The organism is Paenibacillus auburnensis (assembly GCF_927798115.1).
GTDB lineage: Bacteria > Bacillota > Bacilli > Paenibacillales > Paenibacillaceae > Paenibacillus_AQ > Paenibacillus_AQ auburnensis.
This window is the reverse complement of the sequence record NZ_CAKMMG010000001.1, coordinates 1,722,683-1,745,317: the sequence shown is the minus strand read 5'-3', so window position 1 is coordinate 1,745,317 and position 22,635 is coordinate 1,722,683. Positions and strand designations below refer to the sequence as shown.

The 22,635-nt window shown below is 48.7% G+C and carries 25 protein-coding genes, 1 riboswitch and 1 other annotated feature; of the genes, 20 read left to right on the top strand and 5 right to left on the bottom strand.

The features are described from left to right. Positions 1-2: 2 nt before the first annotated feature. A riboswitch (cyclic di-GMP riboswitch) is annotated at positions 3-96 on the bottom strand. Positions 97-542: 446 nt separating this feature from the next. Further along, positions 543-1,793, bottom strand: a complete 1,251-nt coding sequence (locus tag L6H70_RS08135; RefSeq protein WP_236331717.1) for a methyl-accepting chemotaxis protein — start codon at positions 1,791-1,793, stop codon at positions 543-545. 105 nt (positions 1,794-1,898) lie between these two features. Beyond that, positions 1,899-2,870 (bottom strand): helix-turn-helix transcriptional regulator, encoded by a 972-nt coding sequence (locus L6H70_RS08130; protein WP_236331715.1) that lies wholly within the window; start codon positions 2,868-2,870, stop codon positions 1,899-1,901. Positions 2,871-3,013: 143 nt separating this feature from the next. Between L6H70_RS08130 and L6H70_RS08125 the strand changes: the two genes are divergently transcribed. Continuing rightward, entirely contained in the window at positions 3,014-3,859 is an 846-nt protein-coding gene (locus L6H70_RS08125; RefSeq protein WP_236331713.1) for an SDR family NAD(P)-dependent oxidoreductase, read from the top strand. Between the two features lie 76 nt (positions 3,860-3,935). On the opposite strand, the gene serA is transcribed toward L6H70_RS08125, so the two are convergent. Both serA and L6H70_RS08115 read right to left on the bottom strand, forming a co-directional pair. Continuing rightward, positions 3,936-5,528: a phosphoglycerate dehydrogenase gene (gene serA, locus L6H70_RS08120; protein WP_236331711.1), complete on the bottom strand. Its 1,593-nt coding sequence runs from the start codon at positions 5,526-5,528 to the stop codon at positions 3,936-3,938. Between the two features lie 242 nt (positions 5,529-5,770). Beyond that, positions 5,771-5,997 (bottom strand) — a binding site (T-box leader). 110 nt (positions 5,998-6,107) lie between these two features. Then, complete coding sequence (locus L6H70_RS08115; RefSeq protein ID WP_236331709.1) at positions 6,108-7,016, bottom strand: hypothetical protein; 909 nt, start codon at positions 7,014-7,016, stop codon at positions 6,108-6,110. A 65-nt stretch (positions 7,017-7,081) separates the two neighbouring features. Between L6H70_RS08115 and L6H70_RS08110 the strand changes: the two genes are divergently transcribed. The 3 genes from L6H70_RS08110 (at position 7,082) to L6H70_RS08100 (ending at position 8,879) form a co-directional block, all read left to right on the top strand. Further along, positions 7,082-7,675, top strand: a complete 594-nt coding sequence (locus tag L6H70_RS08110; RefSeq protein WP_236331707.1) for a CPBP family intramembrane glutamic endopeptidase — start codon at positions 7,082-7,084, stop codon at positions 7,673-7,675. After that, the gene (locus L6H70_RS08105) at positions 7,672-8,043 is read left to right on the top strand and encodes a hypothetical protein (RefSeq protein ID WP_236331705.1); all 372 of its coding nucleotides are present in this window, start codon (positions 7,672-7,674) and stop codon (positions 8,041-8,043) included. Before L6H70_RS08110 ends, L6H70_RS08105 begins: the two co-directional genes overlap by 4 nt. Positions 8,044-8,105: 62 nt before the next feature. Continuing rightward, positions 8,106-8,879, top strand: a complete 774-nt coding sequence (locus tag L6H70_RS08100) for a metallophosphoesterase (RefSeq protein ID WP_236331703.1) — start codon at positions 8,106-8,108, stop codon at positions 8,877-8,879. 151 nt (positions 8,880-9,030) lie between these two features. On the opposite strand, the gene L6H70_RS08095 is transcribed toward L6H70_RS08100, so the two are convergent. Then, the gene (locus tag L6H70_RS08095) at positions 9,031-9,975 is read right to left on the bottom strand and encodes a polysaccharide deacetylase family protein (protein WP_423802779.1); all 945 of its coding nucleotides are present in this window, start codon (positions 9,973-9,975) and stop codon (positions 9,031-9,033) included. An 85-nt stretch (positions 9,976-10,060) separates the two neighbouring features. On the opposite strand from L6H70_RS08095, the gene L6H70_RS08090 reads away from it, so the two are divergent. The 16 genes from L6H70_RS08090 (at position 10,061) to L6H70_RS08015 (ending at position 22,627) form a co-directional block, all read left to right on the top strand. After that, positions 10,061-10,429 carry a hypothetical protein gene (locus tag L6H70_RS08090; RefSeq protein WP_236331701.1) on the top strand — a complete coding sequence of 123 codons (369 nt, stop codon included), beginning with the start codon at positions 10,061-10,063 and terminating at the stop codon, positions 10,427-10,429. A gap of 220 nt (positions 10,430-10,649) precedes the next feature. Then, on the top strand, positions 10,650-11,264 hold the full coding sequence (locus tag L6H70_RS08085) for a genetic competence negative regulator (RefSeq protein WP_054941380.1): 615 nt from the start codon (positions 10,650-10,652) through the stop codon (positions 11,262-11,264). Between the two features lie 123 nt (positions 11,265-11,387). Next, positions 11,388-12,083, top strand: a complete 696-nt coding sequence (prsW, locus tag L6H70_RS08080) for a glutamic-type intramembrane protease PrsW (RefSeq protein ID WP_236331699.1) — start codon at positions 11,388-11,390, stop codon at positions 12,081-12,083. Positions 12,084-12,158: 75 nt separating this feature from the next. Beyond that, positions 12,159-12,305, top strand: a complete 147-nt coding sequence (locus tag L6H70_RS08075; RefSeq protein WP_206100857.1) for a hypothetical protein — start codon at positions 12,159-12,161, stop codon at positions 12,303-12,305. Between the two features lie 113 nt (positions 12,306-12,418). After that, the gene (ypeB, locus tag L6H70_RS08070; protein WP_236331697.1) at positions 12,419-13,777 is read left to right on the top strand and encodes a germination protein YpeB; all 1,359 of its coding nucleotides are present in this window, start codon (positions 12,419-12,421) and stop codon (positions 13,775-13,777) included. A gap of 152 nt (positions 13,778-13,929) precedes the next feature. Next, positions 13,930-14,583, top strand: coding sequence for a flagellar brake protein (locus tag L6H70_RS08065; protein WP_236331695.1), 654 nt, complete (start codon positions 13,930-13,932; stop codon positions 14,581-14,583). Between the two features lie 186 nt (positions 14,584-14,769). Beyond that, positions 14,770-15,480 carry a (d)CMP kinase gene (gene cmk, locus L6H70_RS08060; protein ID WP_236331693.1) on the top strand — a complete coding sequence of 237 codons (711 nt, stop codon included), beginning with the start codon at positions 14,770-14,772 and terminating at the stop codon, positions 15,478-15,480. Next, entirely contained in the window at positions 15,477-16,064 is a 588-nt protein-coding gene (locus L6H70_RS08055; protein WP_054941376.1) for a lysophospholipid acyltransferase family protein, read from the top strand. The genes cmk and L6H70_RS08055 overlap by 4 nt, the downstream gene beginning before the upstream one ends. 169 nt (positions 16,065-16,233) lie before the next feature. After that, entirely contained in the window at positions 16,234-17,547 is a 1,314-nt protein-coding gene (gene rpsA, locus L6H70_RS08050) for a 30S ribosomal protein S1 (RefSeq protein ID WP_236331690.1), read from the top strand. 184 nt (positions 17,548-17,731) lie between these two features. Continuing rightward, on the top strand, positions 17,732-19,057 hold the full coding sequence (der, locus tag L6H70_RS08045; RefSeq protein WP_236331688.1) for a ribosome biogenesis GTPase Der: 1,326 nt from the start codon (positions 17,732-17,734) through the stop codon (positions 19,055-19,057). A gap of 12 nt (positions 19,058-19,069) precedes the next feature. After that, positions 19,070-19,687, top strand: a complete 618-nt coding sequence (gene plsY / locus L6H70_RS08040) for a glycerol-3-phosphate 1-O-acyltransferase PlsY (RefSeq protein WP_054941373.1) — start codon at positions 19,070-19,072, stop codon at positions 19,685-19,687. Then, entirely contained in the window at positions 19,680-20,720 is a 1,041-nt protein-coding gene (locus tag L6H70_RS08035) for an NAD(P)H-dependent glycerol-3-phosphate dehydrogenase (RefSeq protein ID WP_236331685.1), read from the top strand. The genes plsY and L6H70_RS08035 overlap by 8 nt, the downstream gene beginning before the upstream one ends. Positions 20,721-20,787: 67 nt before the next feature. Next, complete coding sequence (locus tag L6H70_RS08030; RefSeq protein ID WP_236331683.1) at positions 20,788-21,063, top strand: stage VI sporulation protein F; 276 nt, start codon at positions 20,788-20,790, stop codon at positions 21,061-21,063. A 161-nt stretch (positions 21,064-21,224) separates the two neighbouring features. Beyond that, the gene (locus L6H70_RS08025) at positions 21,225-21,404 is read left to right on the top strand and encodes a DUF2768 family protein (RefSeq protein ID WP_054941370.1); all 180 of its coding nucleotides are present in this window, start codon (positions 21,225-21,227) and stop codon (positions 21,402-21,404) included. Between the two features lie 52 nt (positions 21,405-21,456). Further along, complete coding sequence (locus tag L6H70_RS08020; protein ID WP_236331681.1) at positions 21,457-21,825, top strand: 2Fe-2S iron-sulfur cluster-binding protein; 369 nt, start codon at positions 21,457-21,459, stop codon at positions 21,823-21,825. A gap of 61 nt (positions 21,826-21,886) precedes the next feature. Beyond that, positions 21,887-22,627 (top strand): DUF3939 domain-containing protein, encoded by a 741-nt coding sequence (locus L6H70_RS08015; protein WP_236331679.1) that lies wholly within the window; start codon positions 21,887-21,889, stop codon positions 22,625-22,627. Positions 22,628-22,635: the final 8 nt, after the last annotated feature.

Genomic DNA, 22,635 nt, shown 5'->3' with positions numbered 1-22,635 from the left:
TCTTAGGCAACCTGGCTGTCCTGGTCCCGATAAAATGAGACTGTAGATCCATGGCTTTGCGTCATTCCCTTTCGGAGAATTTTGCCAATAATTGTTTATATTTTCATTGGATAATTTTACTTTACAATATATTTTCAACTCTATCTTTGTCAATATATTTTCTGCGGAAAAAATCAGAAATTGACGAATTGCAGAACTTTATTCGGAATCTATATAATGAAAAAATGTCTTATAATGCAAATGCTAAACACTACTTTAAAAATTAGTGAACACAGGTTGAAGCTTCCAAAACCAAAAAAAGAAATAGGCTATATGTACTATTTATATATACCGATTGTAAATTAATGAAGTGGTTTAGATTAAATAGGGGAAAAGACCTAAATGGAGAAGTACTAGTTATTCTTTAAAGGAAAAGGAGCTGCAGAGGAGAAGTGCAAAAGCATTATCGGCAGTTACTTCTATGAATAATTCAAATTATGCGGAGGGTAACGACACAAAAAAACTGCCGCTTGAGGTAAGCGGCAGCATTGAAATTAAGTAAATTAAAATTTGAAAATATGAATGGTTTTTTGCAGCTGGAATACCGCTTGGGTCATTTTATCGGTCTCTTCGGCTACGGACTGCAAGGCGTTAATCTGCTCGTTCATGGCTGCGGATACCTCTTCAGTGCCGGCTGCCGTCTGCTGGGTGATCGCGGATATATTTTCAATGGCACTGGAGATCTTGAGTGCACTTTCCAGCATGAGGTCACTCTCCGCAGAGAAGGCAGAGATTTGTTCCGTTATGTATTGGACGCTTTGAACGATTTGCGAGAAAATATGTGCCGTTTCGACGATCATCTCATTCTGAACTTGTACAACTTCTTCATTGATTGCAATATTCTCCACTGCCTGCTTGATGTCGGCTTCAATGCTGCGGACCAGTCCGAACACTTCTTTTGTGGAGGAAGTGGACTCTTCCGCGAGCTTTCGTACTTCCTGAGCTACAACGGCGAAACCGCGCCCATGTTCACCCGCACGTGCAGCCTCAATCGAGGCGTTTAGCGACAGCAGATTGGTCTGTTCGGCGATTTCAGTAATGCTCTTAGCAATCATCGAAATGCCGCGGGCATTTTGTGAGAGCGTCTCGATGGTGCTGGCCACCTTGTTAGTGGCTTCAATATTTTTGCGCATGCCTTCTGCCTGGGTGTCAACAGACAGCCTGCCTTTTTCGACCAGTTCAAGCGTATGTATAGAACGTTTATTCATTTCCTTGGTGGAGCTTGTATAGTTGGAGACTTTGATTTCAATATCCTTGATCGAATCCGTCATATCTGCAATATCCACGGAGATTTCATTCGCACCCTGGGCTAGTTCATTGGAAGAAGAAGCAACCTGTGCCATTACTATTTTTAGGTTCTGGTTCTTATCCTCGATGCCTCTGCTGGCGTCCATTACCTGGCGGGTGATCTGTGAAGCCTCTGTCAGAATTTTCTTCAACTTGTCTATCATAGTGTTAAAGGAACGGCTGACCTCTCCCATAGATCCGTTTTCGTCTGCTCTAAGGGTGAAGTCACCTTTTGCAATCGTGTGAGTTACATTAGAGATGTCGTCAAAAGAGGATGTAAGCGTTCTCTCAACATAGCGCGCAAGAGGATAAGTCAGGCCGGCTAGTGCAGCAACGAGCACGATGCCGAGAATGATTTTGCCCATAATCACCATTGTGATTAAAACCGGGACAGCAAATAATGCAGCGACAAGATAACAACCGGCAACAATTCTCTGTTTTAATGGAAGCTTGGTCATCCAGTTCATAATAAAGTTCCCCCTAAAAAATATGGTGTGTATTGTAATATTATAGGTGATTAACGTGGGATCAGTCTATTGTAAGAACTGACATAAATCATCAATTAAGCATGTCTAAAGAAAGGGGTATTGCATTCTTTCTTCATATAAGGAAACGGTTTCCCGCAAGCAGGACATCAAACTGTCAATTAGTTCCTGAGGCCCGGTAACCAGAGTCTGCTGTCCTAAGGACAATATAATTCTGCAGGCTGATTCCAGTGTCTGGAAATCGGCACGGACTGTCAGCCAGCCGGCTCTTGAAGACGGCTCGATGTTTGTGACGGATACATACCGCTCCTGTTGAAGAGACGCTAGTGCAGTTTCCATGATCAGCAAGGTGGCAGGGTAGCGGGGCAGCGCGGATTTGAAGGAGGCTGTGGATTCCTCCCAATAGCGGGCCAGCTCAAATCCTGACGGACGGGTAAACGTATCACAGGTGATTTCGGCATCGGTGATTCTGGAAACCCGGTAGGTCCTCATTCCATTGCTGGTTTCGGCAACGACATACCAGACACCGCGCTTGGCCACAAGTCCGAGCGGGGAAATCAGTCTAGCCTTGTTTTCATCGCCATTACTGTAGGTGAGCGATACTTTCCGGTTCTCCCAGACAGCTTCCTGCAGCATAGCAAGGAAAGGATAAGACTCACCGGAGGGATGCCATCCGGCACCATCTATATGGATACGCTGACTCAGAAATTGGAGCGGAGAGTCTTGAGGTTTGGCTGCTGCTTCCAGTTTGCGGACAGCAGAAGAGAAATCATCCTGAATTCCCAGCGCTTCTAAGATAGAGGCATCTGCTGTCAGAAGCAAAGAGCCGATCTCATTCGGCTTCATTCCGGTCAAGGCAGTTCTGTAGCCTTCAGCAAGCATCCAGCCGCCATCGCGTCCCCTTTCTGCCAGCACTGGGACTCCGGAGGCACTGAGCGCCTCCATATCGCGGATAACGGTCCGCTCGGAGACCTCAAGCGTACGTGCTAGCTCACGTGAACTGAGTTTGCCGCGGCTCTGCAGCAGAAGCATTATGGATAATAAGCGGTCTGCTCTCATTAAGTCACTCACTCCTTTTCTAAACCCTTTTTTTTAGTGTACCACATATATATGTCAATTGATGTCATATATAAGCGTTACAATAATTAATGAAAGCGGGAAAACAATACTAAGGACTGAAAAAGGAGAGGAGCACAATAATGATGACAAATCTGCAGGGAAAAGTAGCACTGGTTACCGGAGCAAGCAGAGGAGCAGGGCGGGGGATCGCATTGGAACTGGCTAAAGCGGGTGCTTACGTCTATCTAACCGGTAGAAGTTTCGGTGCCCAGCAGGAAGGACGCCGGAAAGGGACGGTAGACAGTGTGATAAATGAGATTCTCCTTAGTGGAGGTGAGGGTGCGGCTATCCGCTGTGACCACACTCAGGATAGTCAGACAGAGAGTGTTGTCCGGCAGATCACTGAAGAGCAGGGCAGACTCGATATTCTGGTCAACAATGTATGGGGCGGTAATGAACTGCCGATCGACAGCAAACCGTTCTGGGAGCTGCCGACAGAGCATTGGGGGAATATGTTCGATGCTGGTGTCAGAGCGCAGCTGATGACTAACTATTATGCGATTCCGCTAATGCGCAGCAGCCAGGATAGCGGGGGACTGATAATTCACACCACTTATTGGGACCGCTATAAATACATCGGTAATTTATATTATGATCTGGCCAAAAATGCGCTGGTCCGCATGTCTTACGGATTGTCTGTTGAACTCACTGCGGACGGAATTGCCGTTATTCCGCTGTCACCCGGGTGGATGCGGACCGAGCTGGTGCTGGAGAGCCTTGGTACAGACGAGGCACGTTGGCAAGAGGTGGAGGAACTGAAGTCAAGTGAATCTACGGCGTATATAGGCCGGGCAGTAGTGGCCCTGGCCGCCGATGCTGATAAGATGGCATTGACGGGAATTCCACAGCAGGTTGGGGAGCTGGCGGAGAAATACGGATTCACGGATATTGACGGACGCAGAGTGCCCGTCTTTCACGTCCCGGAATAATGAAAAACGCCCGTTTGGAATGGACGGCAATCCAGCCGCATTCCGAACGGGCGTTTTTTATTGATATTAAAAGATTCTACAGCAGAATAACTTCTTCTGCAGTGTTGATTTCCTGCAATCCGGCCAGCTTAACCAGGACCTGCTGCGGCACTGCCTTGTCGACGGTCAGAAGCATAATTGCCGCACCGCCGACGATTTTGCGTCCCACCTGCATGGATGCGATATTGACGTCATTTTCACCCAGCAATGTGCCGACGAGACCGATAATCCCCGGTTTATCGTTGTGGGAGATCAGAATTTGATGACCTTCCGGAGCAATGTCGACCGGGAATTTATTCACTTGCACGATACGCTCGCCGTATCCCTGCAGCAGGGTACCGGCTACCAGGCGTTCCTCGTCCGGATCGGCTTTCAGAGTAACGGTAATCAGGTTAGTGAAGCCTTTGGTCTTAGGGGATTTCGTAACAACTACGTTAACATCCCGGGTTTTAGCCAAATGCATGGAGTTGACAATGTTGACATCACCGCCGAAGTGGCGGGAGAGCACACCCTTAACAATATAACGGGTCAGCGGCTGTGTATCCACGTCCGAGAGATCTCCGGCATATTCGACAGTGATTTCACTGATCGCACCGTGAGTGAGCTGTGTAGCAAAGCTGCCAAGCTTCTCGCCGAGGGTGAAGTATGGCTGGAGCTTATTCATTACGCTTGGTGCAACCGGCGGAATGTTAACAGCATTGATGAACGGCTCGTTGCGCAGAATGTGCAGCACCTGCTCCGATACGTCGATAGCTACGTTCTCCTGGGCTTCTACGGTTGAGGCACCGAGATGCGGGGTTACGATGATCTTAGGATGGGACAGGAAAGGGTGATCGGCCTGCGGCGGTTCTTTCTCGAATACGTCGAAGGCAGCCCCGGCAACAATTCCGCTGTCGATTGCTTCAACGAGTGCCATTTCATCAATGACTCCTCCGCGGGCACAGTTAATGATACGCATTCCCTTTTTCATAACTTCAAACTGCGGGCGGGAAATCATATGACGGGTTTCGGCAGTGAGCGGAGTGTGAACGGTAATAAAATCCGCACCACGGACGATGTCGTCAACGGAAGCAAGTTTTACTTCCAGTTTCTCCGCACGGTCAGGGGTCAGGAACGGATCGTAGGCGAGAATGTTCATGCCGAACGCTTTGGCACGTTTAGCTACTTCGCTGCCGATGCGGCCCATACCGAGTACACCTAATGTTTTGCCGCGCAGCTCTACGCCAAGGAAGGTCTTTTTATCCCACACGCCGGAAATCGTCTTGGCATAAGCCTGCGGGATGTGGCGTGCCAGTGCCATCATCATGGCGAATGCATGCTCACAGGTTGTAATTGTATTTCCGTCCGGGGCGTTAATGACCACGACACCGCGCTGCGTAGCCGCCTCCAGCTTGATGTTGTCGACTCCGACTCCGGCACGGCCGATAACCTTCAGGTTGGTGCCGGCAGCGATTATTTTCTCTGTAACCGTCGTCTGGCTGCGGACAAGCAGACCGTCATATTCGCCAATGATGGCAATCAGTTCATCTTCGCTCAGTCCTGTTTTCTTGTCCACAACTACATCGTTTGCGTCCATCAATTGCTGAATGCCCAAATCACTGATCGGATCCGATACTAATACTTTAAACATGGTTTCTTATCCCCCTTAAAAGTTAAAAAGCTTAATATGCCTAAGGATGCCCTCATGAGGCAGTCCACAGTACCAGATTCCTCAATAACAGTTGTAAAGCATTGTCAAAATAACAGAGTAACGCGCTGTCGCATAAAAGAGAAAGCGTGCAGGAACACCAGAAACACGGACAGTGGGCCTTCTAGACCAAAAGTCATGAATTTGGGTAACAAAAAAACCCCCAACCCCATACTACTGCCGTAGTAAGGGACGAGAGTTATCGTGGTACCACCCTAATTCACTGCAACTGTTAAGAAGCAGCCTCATTGGCCTGCAAAGGCCACACTGATAACGGAGATGATCCGATTGCACCTACTATTCGTTCGATACAATATCTCAGGAGCGCTAAAAAATTCTGTCCGCCACCGGTTTGCACCACCCACCGGCTCTCTGAAGACTACCAGAATCTTTGTTCCTTCATCGGTTTTGCGTGATTAATTTTTCATAATGTAACATGGTGATGCCAAATGTGTCAATAGGCTTATTCGCCGGGCCGCCTTGAAGTGAATTTCATTTTTCGTTATGATGCAATAGCTGGTTCTACTCGTAAAAGAAGGGCAGCTGCGGCATGATTTCTTTGCCATAGTACTGTTCCCGCCATTTCAAGAAGTCCTGCTCCTGTATAGCACCCGTTGAAATTAACAGGGTGACCGAAGACTGGACGTCCTTCAGTTTCAGTGAGCTGGCTGTGCCGGAATAGATCATGTCATCGATCTTCGCTGTAATATCCTGAGGATCGTATCCGCCGTATATCTTCCGGTTCAGCATAATATTCGCGATAGTCGAATTCTTGAGCAGGAGAGGCATCTTTTTCCATGTTACGAAGGACAGCGTTTTGAGCTCCCCGGACTCAGCAGGGATACTGCTGTTCGTTTTGGAACCCCATTTGAGCATGGAATCGTAGAAGTCTTTTTGACCGAGCAGCCCGAATTTAATTGCACTTGCTGTAAACGTGTCGTTCTTCAGTACTTTGGCAGTTTCGGCGCCGGATGTCCCTGCGGTAACCTTGCTCGAAGCCTGGGAGAAGAGCGTCAGGCTTTTAAGTATGTTAAGCTGAGATTGGAACAAAAGCGGTGAACTGGTGAACAGTGAGTCCTTGCTGACTTTGTCATATTGCTTGTCCGCGAGGATACTGAGATTTTTCAGAGTTGCAGCGTTCTCACGTGCATCCGTGCTGCGTGCGAGATTTTCTACTTCATTGTTCCAATTCCGCTTGAATTCCCGGTAAGGCAAAAATACGTTATGATAGAAAGTAACAAGATCCTGCTGCTGGTATGAGCCGGAGAATTCCTCCACAGCCCCTTCAGCATCGTTAAGATGAGAATATTTTGCCTCTGTCTTGTCAGCTCCAACCTTCACTCCCGTGAAAAATGCGGCAAATGCGCAAATCAGGAAAAATAGAAAACTTAAGGTATACAACATTTGAGTGCGGGAGGTACGGCTATTCATAATTAGTGCTCCTTCTTCTAGGGAAATTATCTTATGTAAAAACAATTTAGAACAGGCAGGTTACCATGAAAAAATTCAAATTTGGCGATATCAAAATCAAAAAGGCCGACCCTCAGCATCTTACAGACAAGCTGCTTCTGCTTAATCTCTATATTACACAGGGGCTTACCTTATTTATCGGTTTGATATGGATATTATTGCAGAAAAGAAATCCGTTTGACATATTAAATTTTCCCGGCAGCGACAAATTCCTGCTCTGGGGCCTTGGTTTAGCGGGAATTATGCTGATTGTGGATTTTTTGTTAACCCATATCGTACCGGAAGAAAGCATGGATGACGGAGGCATAAATGATCTTTTATTCGGCCGCAGGCCGCTCTGGCACATCATCATCATCGCAGCCATGGTGGCCATTTGCGAGGAGCTGTTGTTCAGGGGAGCTATCCAGTACGCATTCGGGCCCTACTGGACAAGCATTCTGTTTGCAGTGATTCATGTGCGTTATTTGCGCCATTGGATTCCCACCGGCTGGGTGTTCCTTAGCAGTTATGGCCTGGGATATATTTACATTCATACCGGAACCCTGTGGGCACCGATATTATGTCATTTCCTGATCGATCTGTTCTCAGGGCTAGTGATCCGCTACAGGAGGGAATCATGAGCGAGGAATTAAGCCGGGTGAAATCCCGCCGCAAACAAAATAATGGCAAAGGCCAGCCTCAACTCAAGAGGGAAAAAGCAATGAGTACAACCCTATCAGCCACTGCACAGAATGAACCGGCTGTACAGGTGACTGGAACGTTGTCCAGAAAAGCGAAATATGCAGCAGCTTCACCGAAGCCTGCAGGAAACCGCCAGACAACTCAGGAGCCGGAAGATACGCCTTCCCGCTCCCAGAGCTATCCTTCTGAACGCATCCGCCTGAGTAAAATATTCGTCAACTCGCTATATTTTATATTTGTCCTGCTGCTTGCATCACTTGTATGGTGGGGAATTGAAGGCGCACCTGAGCTGAGGACGTTATGGTAACCGCCTGGATGACAGCTATAGCGGCAGCAGCTGTTCTTGCGCTCTGCATTTTTGGATCAATAATGTTAGCTGCCGCTTTCAGGCATAGAATTATTGCCGAGGAAATAGTCCTGGATGCTTTGCCTCCAGGATTTGATGGCTTCCGTATTTTGTTTATTACTGATATCCACCGTAGACGGCTTCCCAAAGCCTTACAGGCGTCCCTGGGCGGGGAGATCGATGCCGTATTCCTGGGCGGCGATATCACTGAGAAAGGGAATTCGCTAAGCCGACTTTCTGATAATATGAACTTACTGTGTTCGATTGCTCCTGTATATGCCGTTCATGGCAATCATGACTACAAGGCAAAGGTTGCGCTGGTAGATAATATTATCCGCGGCAGCGGAGCCAGACTGCTTATGGATGAGAACGTCTTTCTCGAACGGAATGGGCAGAAGCTGCTGCTGACAGGTGTGGATTTCCCTAAGCAGGGGGGCAAGAGAAAGTATGCCCCATTACCGCTTGCTCCTTTATCTGCTGTACCTTACTGCAGAATCATCCTCGTGCACGACCCGCTGTGGCTCTCGAAGCAGTCCTCCGTTCCTGCGGACCTTGTCCTTGCCGGGCATACTCATGGCGGCCAGGTTGTTCTGCCGTTTGGCCTGCAAATGCATACCGATCCGTTCTACCGTACATATAATGCCGGTAATTACAGCATTCCCCGGGAAGACGGAACAGGAGCCGATGCCAAGCTGCTGATCAGCCGCGGCTTCGGCACGGCGCATCTCCCGATCCGCTGGCGCAGCCCTGCAGAAATTCATGTCCTGACGTTACGTCAAGGACAGAGCAGGGCCTAAACTTGGAGCTATGAGGCTTAAACAGCTCATGATGAATTGTGTATTCCCTTTCATCGGGTTCTGTTCATACACTAATGTAAACGTAAAAAAGGGATCCCGGGCAATAGTGCCTGAGATCCCTTTTTTTGGAACAGCTATAAGTACTTTATGCTTAGCGCATCTTCAGCTCAATGCTTCGCGGGTCGACAAAGCTGTATCCTTTACCTTCCAGTGTGGTAAGCAGCTTATCAAGGGCCTCCACAGTCCATGGTAGCTCATGCATCAGTATATTGCTGCCGGAATGGAGCTGATCTGTCACATTTTTGATCAGTGTATCGGTTTTTCCCTGTTCCTTTTCTTTCATTTCCCAATCCAGCGATCCGACAGACCAGGTCATATAAAGCAGGCCGTTCTCCGCAGCTACCTTTTTACCGACATCCCCGCCTGCACCGTGCGGCGGACGGAAGAATACCGGGGATTCACCGGTAACCTCCTTCACGATAGTCTGCACATTCTCAATCTGTTTCTTTACTTCGTTGTACGATTTATCTTTCAGAACAATGTGATCCCAGCTGTGATTGCCTAGAATGCCGCCGCGGTCGTGGATCAGCTTTAGCAGTTCTGGATGTTCCTTCACCCGGTAGCCGTTCACGAAAAAGATTGCCTTCGCCTGATGTTTATCCAGCGTGTCGATCAGTGAATTAATCATATCCGCTTCCTTAGGACCGTCATCAAAGGTAAGCAGAACCACTTTTTTATTCGTACCTTCTTCATTTGGGACAATGTCGTAATTTTTGTTCATATGGTACAGCAGCGGGACTTCTGCTGCAGCCGGTTCTTCACTGGGCTGGGCTGTTGCGCCTGTTCCGGAAGTAGCTGTTGTTGCTGCTGTTTCATTTCCTCCGGTGCCTTCAGAGGTCGGAGAAGGTGAAGGTGAAGGACTTGGTGCTGCAGGGCTCTTATCCTGGTCAGCTGGTGCTGCTGAGGCTTCCTGGGTAGCGGTAGCTGATGGCGTTACACTGCTCCCTGTAGTGTCCCCGTTGTTCCCGCCGCTGCAAGCAGACAGCAGTAAGGTTGCCAGCAGGAGCGCTGATATTGCTTTACCCACTTTTTTCATCTCGCTTTCTTGTTGTTTGGCTGTATGAGCCGGAATCTTTCCGCGAACACTAAGCATGATTTTACCATACAAGGAGGTTAGAGATATGAATACTTCGTCATTTCTATGCGGAGTGATGCTGGGTGCAGCCGCCAGTATGATGATGTCCAAAAAACGCAGTACCATGATGTCCTCGCTCCTGCAGCCGGGCGGCCAGATGCAGGGGGCAGGGGAGAAGGCACGGGACAAAATTATGGGTATGGCGATGACCGGATTCGGCAGCACCCAAACGGACGGCGCCCATGACACAGCTGATCACAAGGCTGCGGGCAATGCCGACCACAAGGAGTCTGCGATTAAATCCAAGGAATCCAATCTTAAAATGCTGAAGGATTTCATCCGCAGCAACCCTGAAGTAAAACATGAGGTAGAGCAAATTCTTAAAGAAACTCATACAGCAATACCCGGTTTGTAACCGCAAAGCAACATTGCAGAATCATTTTGGGGATGATTCCATCCGCAAAATGATTCTTTTTTTATCAAACCGCCGGAATAAATGGGTCATAAAAATATTTATTTACGTGCATTTACAGCGCCAAAATGATAACATACATACATAGTAACCATTTTTGGCTCATTACTCGGGACTCATCATACATTAATACTAAATGAGCTTGCAAAAGGAGGATCCTGTCATGAGAATAGAGCGATTAGGTCAAGATAAGATACGGATTTTCCTCACTTTTGACGACCTGAGCGAGCGGGGCATCCAGAAGGAAGATATGTGGCAGGAAGTTCCCAAGGTGCATGACCTTTTTACGGAAATGATGGACCAGGCGTACAGTGAACTTGGTTTTGACGCTACAGGTCCGCTTGCCGTGGAAGTGTTCGCATTGCCCGCGCAAGGTATGGTCGTTATTGTGACCCGGGGGAAATATGATCACCATCAGTACGGTGGAGCCGGGGAAGAAGAAATGCCTGAAGAGATTTACGAAATGGAAGTTACTCTAGAACAAAGCGACTCCATTGTGTATGCATTCCGCGATTTTGAGGTTTTGGTTGAAGCGGCTCATGTGCTCATCGGCAATATTACTTCCCAGGGAAAACTGTATTCTTATAACGATAAATGGTACCTCTACTTCGATCCGAAGGAATATGAAGAGAATGTCCTTACGGGAATTGTGGCCGTATTGTCGGAGTTCGGGGATTCGTCCCCTGTTACAGAAGCTGTTCTGGATGAATACGGAAAGACCGTAATGGCTGAGAATGCAATCCAGTTACTGTGCACTCATTTTAAGCGCCAGGAATAAGCGGTTGAGGAGAGCCCGGGCCTGCGGCCCGGCCCTTTCCTCTAGTTTTGAAATATGACTTTCCTGAATTCCGCCGTATTTTGCGGTAACAGATAGGAGAGATAAGCTCGGGGAGGTTATTCGGTGCTTTTGTTATCGGTCATTACGTCGGCAGTGGCACCGGGACTTGCGCTGCTGACTTTTTTCTATCTGAAAGATAAGTATGATCAAGAACCGCTGCATATGGTCATAAAGGTGTTTTTGCTCGGCCTGCTGATTGTTTTTCCGGTTATGATTATCCAGAGAGGTATGGTGCTGGGGCTGAGCGGAGGTCCCTATGTCGATTCTTTCCTCATCTCTTCAGGTGTGGAGGAATGCTTAAAGTGGTTTGTGCTGTACCATATGATTTACAATCATACCGAATTTGACGAGCCATATGATGGAATACTATATGCCGTAGCGATTTCGCTAGGCTTTGCAACAATTGAAAATATAATGTATGCCTGGTACAGCCATGCTTCTATCGGTTCAATGTTTATGAGAGCATTGCTGCCGGTCTCTGGACATGCGATGTTCGGAGTTATTATGGGATATCACATGGGCAGGGCCAAGTTCTCGAAAGGGAACAGAACGCGGGGAATCCTACTAGTCTCGCTCCTGCTGCCTTGGCTGTGGCATGGAATCTATGACTTTATACTAAGTACTACAGCGAATTACTGGATATGGTTTATCGTGCCTCTGATGGCTGTATTGTGGTATGGAGGCATGGGAAAGGTGGCGCTGGCCAACAGCCGCTCGCCGTTCCGTTTTTTGAAGCGTGAGGAAGAGGTTAACCTATAAATGAGATGGACACACTTAATCTTACCCGGAAAGTTCCGTAAGCAAGGAATTCCAGAGAGGAGAGAGGTGTCTTTTTTGCGTGTAAAAGTGCGGATTGTCTGCAAGCAGTGTGGTGAAACCTACATATTAAGAGGGAACAAGGAGCACGGAGTGATACAGACCGGCTTCAAGCAGTGCCTGTGCAGCAGCAGCAGCGGTTTTGAGATTGAAGAACGGGCCTGAACCAGAAGCTCTGGAAGTATTCTCTTTTTTTTGCGGGCCTGTAAGGTGCATAACTCTTCTCAGTTATTGTCAAACTAACGGCAATAAGCTACCGAAAGGAGTCTTGCAGCCCTATGTACAAAAGATTAAGTGCCATAATGTTCCCGCTTACCGCATTGTTGCTGGTAGGAGCGCTGGTCTGGGGATATCAGGAGAACCAGGAGAAAAACTCAATTCTAATCAAAGCAGAGAATCAGTATCAGCGAGCCTTCCATGATCTTTCTTTTCATGTGGAGCGGCTTCATGGTGAACTCGGAAACACCCTTGCAGTGAACTCTTCCTCAAACGGAATGCACCGCAAAGGCCTCGTCAATGTATGGCGGTTAACCAGTGAGGCACAGAATGAGATCAATCAGCTTCCGCTTACATTGTTGCCGTTCAGTGAGACGGAGGAATTTCTTTCGAAGATCGCCAACTTCTCTTACAAAGCCGCTGTCCGTGACTTCACGAAAAAGCCGCTGACAGAAGCCGAACTGGGGAACCTCAAGGCGCTCTATAAGAACTCTGGTGAAATTTCCAAGGATTTGCAGGACGTGCAGCAGAAGGTTATTGGCAATAAGCTGCGCTGGATGGATGTGGAGTCGGCGCTCGCGACTGAGGATAAAGCCGAGGACAATACGATTATTGACGGTTTTAAAACAGTGGACAAACGGGTTGCAGCCTATCCCGAACTGGATTGGGGACCGTCCGTGGCGAGCATCTATGACAAACGTTCCGTGAAGAAACTCGGGGGCAAGCCGGTTACTGCAGAGGAAATCAAAGCAAAAGCCGTGAAGTTTGCCGACATCGGCGGTAATGAGAAGGTAGATGTACGTGAGAACGGGAAAGGCACCGAGTGGGCTTCATTTACGGCTATGGTATCCAGCCCCGATCATCAGCAGCCGATCAGCATGGACTTTACAAGAGAAGGCGGTCTGCTGATTTCGTATAATGATAACCGCGAGGTTGGTCCGGCCAAAGTCTCGATGAAACAGGCAGTGGCCAAAGCGGGCGAATTCCTGAAGCAAAAGGGTTATCCGGGAATGACCGCAGTCAGTGCGGACCGGTACGATAATCTCGGGAACCTGACTTTTGTGAGCAGCCAGAACGGTGTGCTGATCTATCCGGAGAAAATGACGGTGCGGGTTGCACTGGATACAGGGGATCCTACTGGTTTCCAGGCAAGCGACTTTGTCAAAGAACATCAGGAAAAGCGCGAAATCCCCAAACCCGGCCTATCGCTTGCGGAGGCCAGAAAACACTTGAATCCGGAATTCAAAGAGCTCTATCACCGTCTGGCCTGGATTGAAAATGAAGATGCTGTGGAGCTTCTTACGTATGAATTCGGGGGCAAAATCAACGGTTCACAATACCGGATTTATCTGAATGCTGCGGATGGAAATGAAGAGGCAGTGGAAGAGGTGCGGACTTCCTCAGGAGCACAGGATAAATAAGAGTGTAATTAGCAGGAGGGCAGTTCCTTAGAGGAGCCCCTCCTTTTTTTATTTAAAATTCTGAGCTTTCATAATATTTACTAACCCGGTGTCAAAAGGCCATGCTATAATCAAAAACAGATCAACTTACTAACTTTGTGGCGGTGACAGGTTTGTATCCCAAAATTAATGAACATCTATACATACAGGTAGCTTCCAGTGATCCGGTGGAAACGGAGATCGAATACCGATCCAGAATTGCGGATATGGAAGATGATGCTTTTCTGATTGAAATTCCGATGCAGGTAGATAAGGGTCGACTGAAAAAGCTGTTTATGGGGGACGAGCTCTCCGCATATTTTATTACTGAAGGCGGGATTAAGAATTATTTCAATACTCATGTTATCGGGTTTAAAGAAGATGTAATTCGTATGGTCCGGATTCGCAAGCCGGAAGTGGAATCCATCTTCAAAATTCAGCGCCGCAGCTTTCTGCGCGTTAACGCTGAGCTCGAGCTCGCTGTGAAGGATGCATTAGGCAGCCGTTTTCTCGTCCGGACCGATGATATCGGGGGCGGGGGAACTTCATTTCTCAGCGATGCCAAGGTTAAGCTTTCGGTTTCCGACAAGCTCAGCTGCTGGGTGCTCCTTCCTTACCGCAACGGCAGCATGGAGCATGCAAATTTCGAAGGGGAAATTGTGCGGATGAAGCCGCTCGAGAACGGGCGTAGTCTAGTTATGCTGAAGTTCTTGTCCATTTCTGATGCTGAACGGCAAAAAATTATCCGCTATTGCTTTGAACGGCAGTTTGATTTCCGCAACCGCTGACCCTTTTAACGAATGTTTGTATGCATTTAGAGGCATATGCTGTTTTGCACTGTGTTCCAAACTGTGGTATAATTTTATAAGTCGCAGGCAATGCCTGCTTTTTTCTTGATAATATCAGTAAGTCACTGGAAATATGCGGCTTTGCCGTGTTTCCGGACGAAAGAGTGTTTGAGGAGGAATGCCCCGTTGGATAGGCAGGGGACACATACTAACGACAGAATTAACGTCGCCATCGACGGACCTGCCGGGGCAGGCAAGAGTACTGTAGCCCGATTGGTAGCACGCAAGCTGTCTTACATTTATGTTGATACGGGTGCTATGTACCGTGCAATTACCTGGTATATGCTCCGTGAAGGCATACCGCCGGAAGCCCATGAACAGGTGGATGAACTCGTCCGTGATATGGTGATTGAGCTTATTCCGGAGGAAGATGTACAGAAGGTGCTCATTAATGGGGAAGACGTAACCCCCCATATCCGCAGTCTTCAGGTCAGCGGTCAAGTCTCGCAGTATTCGAAACTCGAAGGTGTAAGATCCAGACTTAGTCATCTGCAGCGTCAGATGGCACTCCGCAAAGGGGTAGTCATGGACGGCCGCGATATCGGTACGACCGTACTGCCGGATGCCGAAGTGAAGATTTTCATGACGGCAAGTGTGGAGGAACGTGCCCTCCGCCGTTACAAGGAACTGAAAGATGCGGAAACAGTGACTCTCCAGCAGCTTGAACACGATATTGCAGCCCGTGACCGTCTTGATGAAGGACGGGAGATTTCGCCGCTGCGCCGTGCAGAGGATGCTATTCTTCTTGACACGACCTATATGGATATCCATCAAGCCGTGGAAGCTATTGTCTCCCACTGCAGATCTCATGTTAACGGGGAGAGAAATCATTCATGATTTATGTTATTTGCCGTGGATTGCTTCGCTTGATTTATGCCATCCTGTTCCCGCTCAAGATTGTGGGAAAAGAAAATGTGCCAAAGGAGGGCGGGGTACTGCTCTGCGCGAACCATATCAGCCTGCTCGATCCGATGACCATCGGGATTAAGCTGAAACGTCAGGTCAAGTATATGGCCAAGGCCGAACTGTTCAAGGTTCCGGTGCTGGGCTGGCTCATAGACAAACTGGGCGCTTTTCCTGTCAAACGTGGCGGCGTAAGCAAAGAATCCATTAAAACGGCCCTTAATACGCTTCGCAGCGGACATGTTATGGGCATTTTTCCGGAAGGAACACGTAACTCTGATTCCGGTGTTGCTAAGAAAGGCGCAGCCAGTTTTGCGCTTCGCAGCGGCGCAGCAGTTGTTCCGGCCGCTATTATCGGTTCTTATAAGCCATTCCGCCGAATGACCGTTATTTATGGGGAACCCATTGATCTCAGTTCATTTGCCGGAGCAGGCAGCGAATCTCTTGAAGAAGTTACCGATGTAATTATGGGACGGATCCATGAGATGAGTAAGACCGGCAAGCCCAGTACGAAATAGATCCGTTAGCCTTGAAGTTTTTACGAATGCTGAGGAATAACGGCATAACCGCTATTTTTTGGAACATACTAACTTAAAAATACAAGTGGTATTACATGTAATGATTGTTTTGAACTCTGCGCTACGCGGGTTTAAATAAATGGGGTTTTGAATCGAGGAGGGTAATCACATGTCTGAAGAAACAAGAAATCAGGAAGCTGCGGCTAATGTTGAGAACAACGAAACCGTAGAAGCAACAGAAACTGTGGAATCCACTGTGCCTGTTGCCAGCAATGAAGAAGAAGTGACTAGCCAAGAAGGTTTGGAAATCATTTCTCTGAAAAAAGGCGATACCGTGAAAGGAACAATCGTCAAAATCGAAGATAACCAAGCTTATGTAAGCATTGGATATAAATACGACGGTGTGATTCCGATTCGCGAACTTTCTTCCGTACAGCTGGACAACGCTGCTGCAGCGGTTGAAGTTGGACAAGAAGTGGAGTGCAAAGTAGTTAGCATCAACGACAACAAGGAAAGCCTTGTGCTCTCCAAACGTGCGGTTGACAGCGAAAAATCATGGGAAGATCTTGAAAAGTATTTTGCTTCCCAAGAAGCATTCGAAGTTACTGTGGCTGATGTTGTCAAAGGCGGCCTTGTGGCTGACGTTGGCGCTCGCGGATTTATTCCTGCATCCATGGTTGAACGTCACTTCGTAGAAGATTTCAGCGACTACAAAGGCCGTACCTTGCGCGTAAAAGTAAAAGAACTGGACCGCGAGAACAGCAAGGTTATTCTGTCTGCCAAAGAAGTACTGGAAGAAGAATTCGAAGCCAACAAACAAAAGATTATGTCCGAGCTGTCCGAAGGACAAATCATCGAAGGTACAGTACAACGTCTGACCCAATTCGGCGCATTTGTTGATGTAGGCGGCGTTGACGGTCTGGTTCACGTATCCGAAATCGCTTGGAACCACGTGGAAAAACCATCTGATGTTGTTTCTGAAGGCGACAAAGTTCGCGTTAAAGTCCTTAAAGTGGATCCAGAAAAAGGCAAAATCAGCCTCAGCATCAAAGCGGCTGCTCCAGGTCCTTGGGATTCCGCTGCCGGAAAAATCAACATTGGCGATGTAGTAACAGGCGAAGTTAAACGCCTTGTAAACTTCGGCGCATTTGTTGAGCTACTTCCAGGCGTTGAAGGCCTTGTGCACATCTCGCAAATCTCCCACAAGCACATCGGCACTCCGCATGAAGTTCTCAAAGAAGGACAAGAAGTTCAAGTGAAGGTTCTTGACTTCAATCCATCCGAGAAGCGTGTTAGCCTCAGCATCAAGGAAACCGAAGAAGCTCCGGCTCCTACGGCTAGACCTGAACGCAGAGAGAGCAGAGACAGAGCGCCTAAAGAAGTGCTGAACAATCCTAACGTATCGCTCAGCAACGAAGGCCTCAGCTTCACTCTGGCTGAACGTTTCGGCGACAAGCTGGACAAATTCAAGGGCAATAACTAATCCCTTAATTTATGTTTACACAGAAATATAAGGATACCGCATAGGGTGACTTATGTGTCTTATATTTGGTGTCATACCGGGTAAAGTAATCGGCGGGCCCTCATTCGGGGGTTCGCCGATTGTGTTTTCCAATTGAATTGTTTTTTGCTATGATGAAATCGTAAGGAAGACAGGAGGAATGAATATGGCAAGACCCGTTGTGGCCATTGTAGGCAGGCCTAACGTCGGGAAATCGACGATATTTAACAGGCTGATTGGTGATAGACTGGCCATTGTAGAAGATAAACCGGGGATTACCCGTGACCGGATTTATGGCGTTTCTGACTGGAACGGTAAATCCTTCAGTGTAATTGATACCGGAGGAATTGAGATTGACGGTGAAGATGCGATTCTGAAATCGATCCGCGTTCAGGCGGAGCTGGCGATTGAGGAAGCGGATGTCATCGTCTTTATGTGTGAGGCGAAAAGCGGTCTTACGAATGCGGATGAAGAGGTAGCGCAGATTCTGTTCCGGTCCGGCAAGCCGATCGTGCTGGCGATCAACAAAGTGGATAATATGAAGCGTACGGAAGACATCTATGAATTCTACGGCCTCGGAATTGGCGATCCGATCGGTATTTCCGGCAGCCATGGTACTGGAATCGGCGATCTGCTGGATGCGGTTACTGAAAAGCTTCCGGAAAAGGAAGATGAAGAATACGATGAAGATGTGATTCGTGTAGCTTTGATTGGACGTCCGAATGTAGGGAAATCCTCGCTCGTGAACGCTATTCTCGGTGAAGAACGCGTCATAGTCAGTGATGTTGCCGGAACTACACGCGATGCGATAGATACTCCTTTTGAACGGGATGGACAGCGGTATGTCCTGATTGATACGGCGGGTATGCGTAAACGCGGCAAAGTATATGAAACTACAGAGAAGTACAGTGTCATGCGTGCCATGCGTGCTATTGAGCGGGCAGATGTAGTACTTGTTGTCATCAACGGCCAGGAAGGTATTATCGACCAGGACAAGCATATTGCCGGTTATGCCCATGATGCAGGGAAAGCCTCGATCTTCGTAGTGAATAAATGGGATGCCGTCGAGAAGGATGACAAGACGATGCAAAACTTTGAGAACACCATCCGCGACCATTTCCTGTTTATGACCTATGCTCCGGTTGTTTTCTTGTCAGCACTTACGAAACAACGTCTTCAGAAGCTGCTCCCGGTTGTACAGCATGTTGCCCAGCAGCATGCACTGCGGATTACGACGCATCTGGTTAATGATGTGGTATCTGATGCTGTTGCGATTAACCCTCCGCCTACAGATAAAGGACGCCGTTTGCGTATCAACTACGTAACCCAGGTTGCGGTGAAGCCGCCGACGATTGTTGTGTTCGTAAATGATCCGTCACTGATGCATTTCTCCTACGAACGTTATTTGGAGAACAAAATCCGTGCAGCGTTCAATTTCGAAGGTACACCGATCCGTCTCTTTACGCGGCGCAAATCCGAAAACGAAGGTTAGGGGAGAAGAGTAGTGGCGTTTGAACTTCTGGTTATCGTTGTAAGCTATTTGCTTGGCTCTGTCAGCTTTAGTGTATTGCTTGCCCGGCTGCTCAAGGGGATTGACATCCGCCAATATGGAAGCGGGAATGCCGGAGCTACCAATACACTTAGAGTGATGGGGAAAGGACCGGCCATATTGGTGCTGGTTCTGGACGTACTGAAGGGAATTGCTGCGGTCTGGCTCGGAACCTGGGCCGGCGGCTGGGGAGGCTGGGTGGCCGTTGCCTGCGGTATTGCTGCCATTATCGGGCATAATTGGCCGCTTTATTTTCACTTCCGCGGAGGGAAGGGGATTGCGACTACCATCGGCGTGATGGCCACTCTTTGCTTTTGGCCTGCGCTGACTGCCGGCATTATTGCAATCCTGGCTATTGTGTTCACCCGTTATGTGTCTCTCGGCTCACTTATTTTTGTGGCGCTTACTCCGGTCTTCCTGCTGTTTACCGGATTTACGGCTCCAGAGCTTTGGGGCAGCCTGATTATCGCTGTTTTTGCCTTCTGGCGGCACCGCAGCAATATTGTAAAGATTTCTCAGGGAAGAGAGAATAAAATCGGCTCCAAAGTCAAGGAGGGGAATCGCGTTGTCTGATAAAGTAACCGTGCTGGTCGCGGGCAGTTGGGGAACTGCGCTGGCATCTGTGCTGGCGGCTAACCACTCGGAAGTTTATCTATGGACACGTAGGCCTGAGCAAGCTGCCGAGATTAATGAGGCGCATAGGAACGAACACTTTTTACCGGGAGTGTCTTTACCCAAGAACATTATTGCCACTACAGACATGGAGAAGGCAGTTGCCGGTTCCAAAGCGGTAGTTATTGTTGCACCGTCATCTGGTATGCGTCAGGTAGCGCGCAGCTTAAAGAGCTTCTGGAAGGAAGATATGCTCTGTATTCATGCCACGAAGGGGTTTGAGACAGAAACAAAGAAGCGGATGTCAACCGTGATTTCCGAAGAGCTGGGGTGCAGTGAAGGGCAGATTGTGGTCCTCTCCGGGCCCAGTCATGCCGAGGAAGTCGTCCGTCTCTGTCCGACAACGGTTGTTGTCGCTTCGGCTGATGAAGAACGGGCTGCCATCGCGCAGGGACTGTTCATTAACAACGATTTCCGTGTCTATACCAACCGTGATCAGCTGGGGGTAGAGCTGGCAGGAGCGCTAAAAAATATTATCGCCCTTGGCGCCGGTCTGTCGGATGGTCTGGGCTTCGGAGATAATGCCAAAGCAGCGCTGCTGACCCGCGGACTCGCTGAAATTTCCCGCGTCGGTGTCGAGCTGGGGGCGAATCCGCTGACCTTCTCCGGTCTGGCTGGACTCGGTGACCTGGTCGTAACGGCAACGAGCCAGCATAGCCGTAATTGGCGTGCAGGCTGGATGCTGGGACAAGGTAAGCCGCTTGCTGAAGTACTGGATTCAATGGGCATGGTTGTAGAAGGAATTCGTACCACAGAGGCGGCCTATGCGATCTCATTGAATTTGGGCGTGCAGATGCCGATTACCGACCAGATCTACCACGTGCTGTTCAAGGGAAGAACACCCCGCAGCGCAGTAGAAGCCTTGATGGGCCGTGACCGCAAGACGGAGATGGAAGCTATCTCGCAAGAAACCTGGGAGCAGTGGCATTCCTGAGGACTGTTCACCTTTTGCCGGCGATTCTCATATGTTGTAATGGGGATTGACGGAGGAGGGAAGAAGAGTGGACAGAGATTTTTCCAAAGATGCATTAAATGCCATCAACAAAAAGGCAGGCAAGAATATAACGCCGGGTGCTGTTAAAAAGCTGGCAAGTACGGTCAAGCCGGGAACCATGCAGAATGAAGCCCAGCTCCGCCAGTTAATCAAACAGGTGTCAGCCATGGCGAAGGTGCCCGTCAGCGAGGCTACTGTGCAGGAGATTATTAGTGCTGTCAAAAAAGGCGGCACAAATTCCGGCACAATGGAGTCTTTGATGAAAATGTTGTTGAAAAAATAGTATTTCTCTTCATATCGCGGAGAGCAAACGACCCGGAATCCAAGCTGATTCCAGGGTCTTTGCTCTTTTTTTGCTGGTGGATGGACTTTATAGGTTTCTTGATATAATGTTCATGCTATAATATTCGCAATTAAAGATAAACGGCAGGAGGCGGCTCAGCAATGGATCCGATGACGAAGATGTGGTTATCTCTTATTGCAATATTAATCATGGGAGTATCTGTGTTTCTGATCACCTTTGCCCGCAGCAAGACGAAAGGCGTGCTTAGAGCCATTTTGTCCATAGTTGCCTTTGTTATCATGTTAATCGGCCTGCTTAGCGGAGCGGCTTCAATTATGTAAGCATTTACAAAAACGCAATGCCTGAAACATAGCTAGGGAAGGAAGCTGTATGATGAAGCTGCAAAACGGATGTAAGGTTACTTTTCTGCCCGAGGAACGAATAGCGGTTGTTAAGCATGGGACATCGCTGCTGGAGGCTGCCCGCAAGGCCGGAGTGGTCTTGCCTACACGCTGTGGAGGTAAAGCCGCCTGTCTGATGTGCAAGGTGACTGTGGCACAGCAAGAATCCGGAGCTGTGCGTCCACCCGGGGAGGCCGAACGGCGCAAGCTGGGCAGCCTGCTGGAGCAGGGCGTCCGTCTGGCCTGCCAGGCTGCCGTCTGTAGCGATTTGAACGTCAGTGTTCCCGAAGACCCGCTCAAAGCGGCTGTACGCCGCAGGCTGGAAGCTGCACGCCGTGGTGAAAGGGACGAGCTATGGTAGAAAACGCTGAGATGCTAAAGATCGGATTCTTCAGCGATTGAATCGACGGGAGGCGGAAGCTGTGAAACTCGCCATGAGAGTGAACAGGCAAAGAGCAAGACTAGGGCTGCTTGCAGGAATCATCCTACTGTTGTCTGCACTTGCAGGCTGCATGTATCCCGAAGAGCAGATGCAGCCGGGAAGCAGCAGCAGGGAGAGCGTCAGGCGTGTTCAGGCGGCTGTCGATGATTATCAGCAGGTGGAAGGGCTGCTGCCTATTCTTAATAGTGACGAGTCTACACCGCGTTATGAGAAGTTCGTGGTTGATCTTGAAAAATTGCGCCAGCAGGGGTATTTAGAGGAAATTCCGTCCGCTGCATTCGAAAAGGGCGGAAATGCCAATTTTCTGATTCTGGATGAGGAAACTACTCCTGTCGTGAAGCTGATGGATCTCGTCACTGTGCAGAAGGTCAATGATGTCCAGCGTCAGGTGAACCGCTACAAGTCCGATCACGGGGGCAAGCTTCCGGCAGGGGAGGAACGTTATCCGGGCCTTTTTTCCATTGATTCCAAGCAGGCGGGGACGTCGGGGATTACACTGAAGAGTGTTTATTCCGGAGAGCCGCTGGAGTTTATGATGGATAAGAACGGCAGGGTATATGTTGATTATGTCCTTGATATTATGTCTGCAATGGACAAAAACGGCAGTACTCCTGAACCCGATAAGGACTTGAGAACCGAATTGGGGAAGGCTTCTTTTTATGTGCCGGTGAAGTCCTTACCCTACCTGTGGGTCAGCGGCAAGCCTGTTCCCCAGCCTTAAGTAAATAG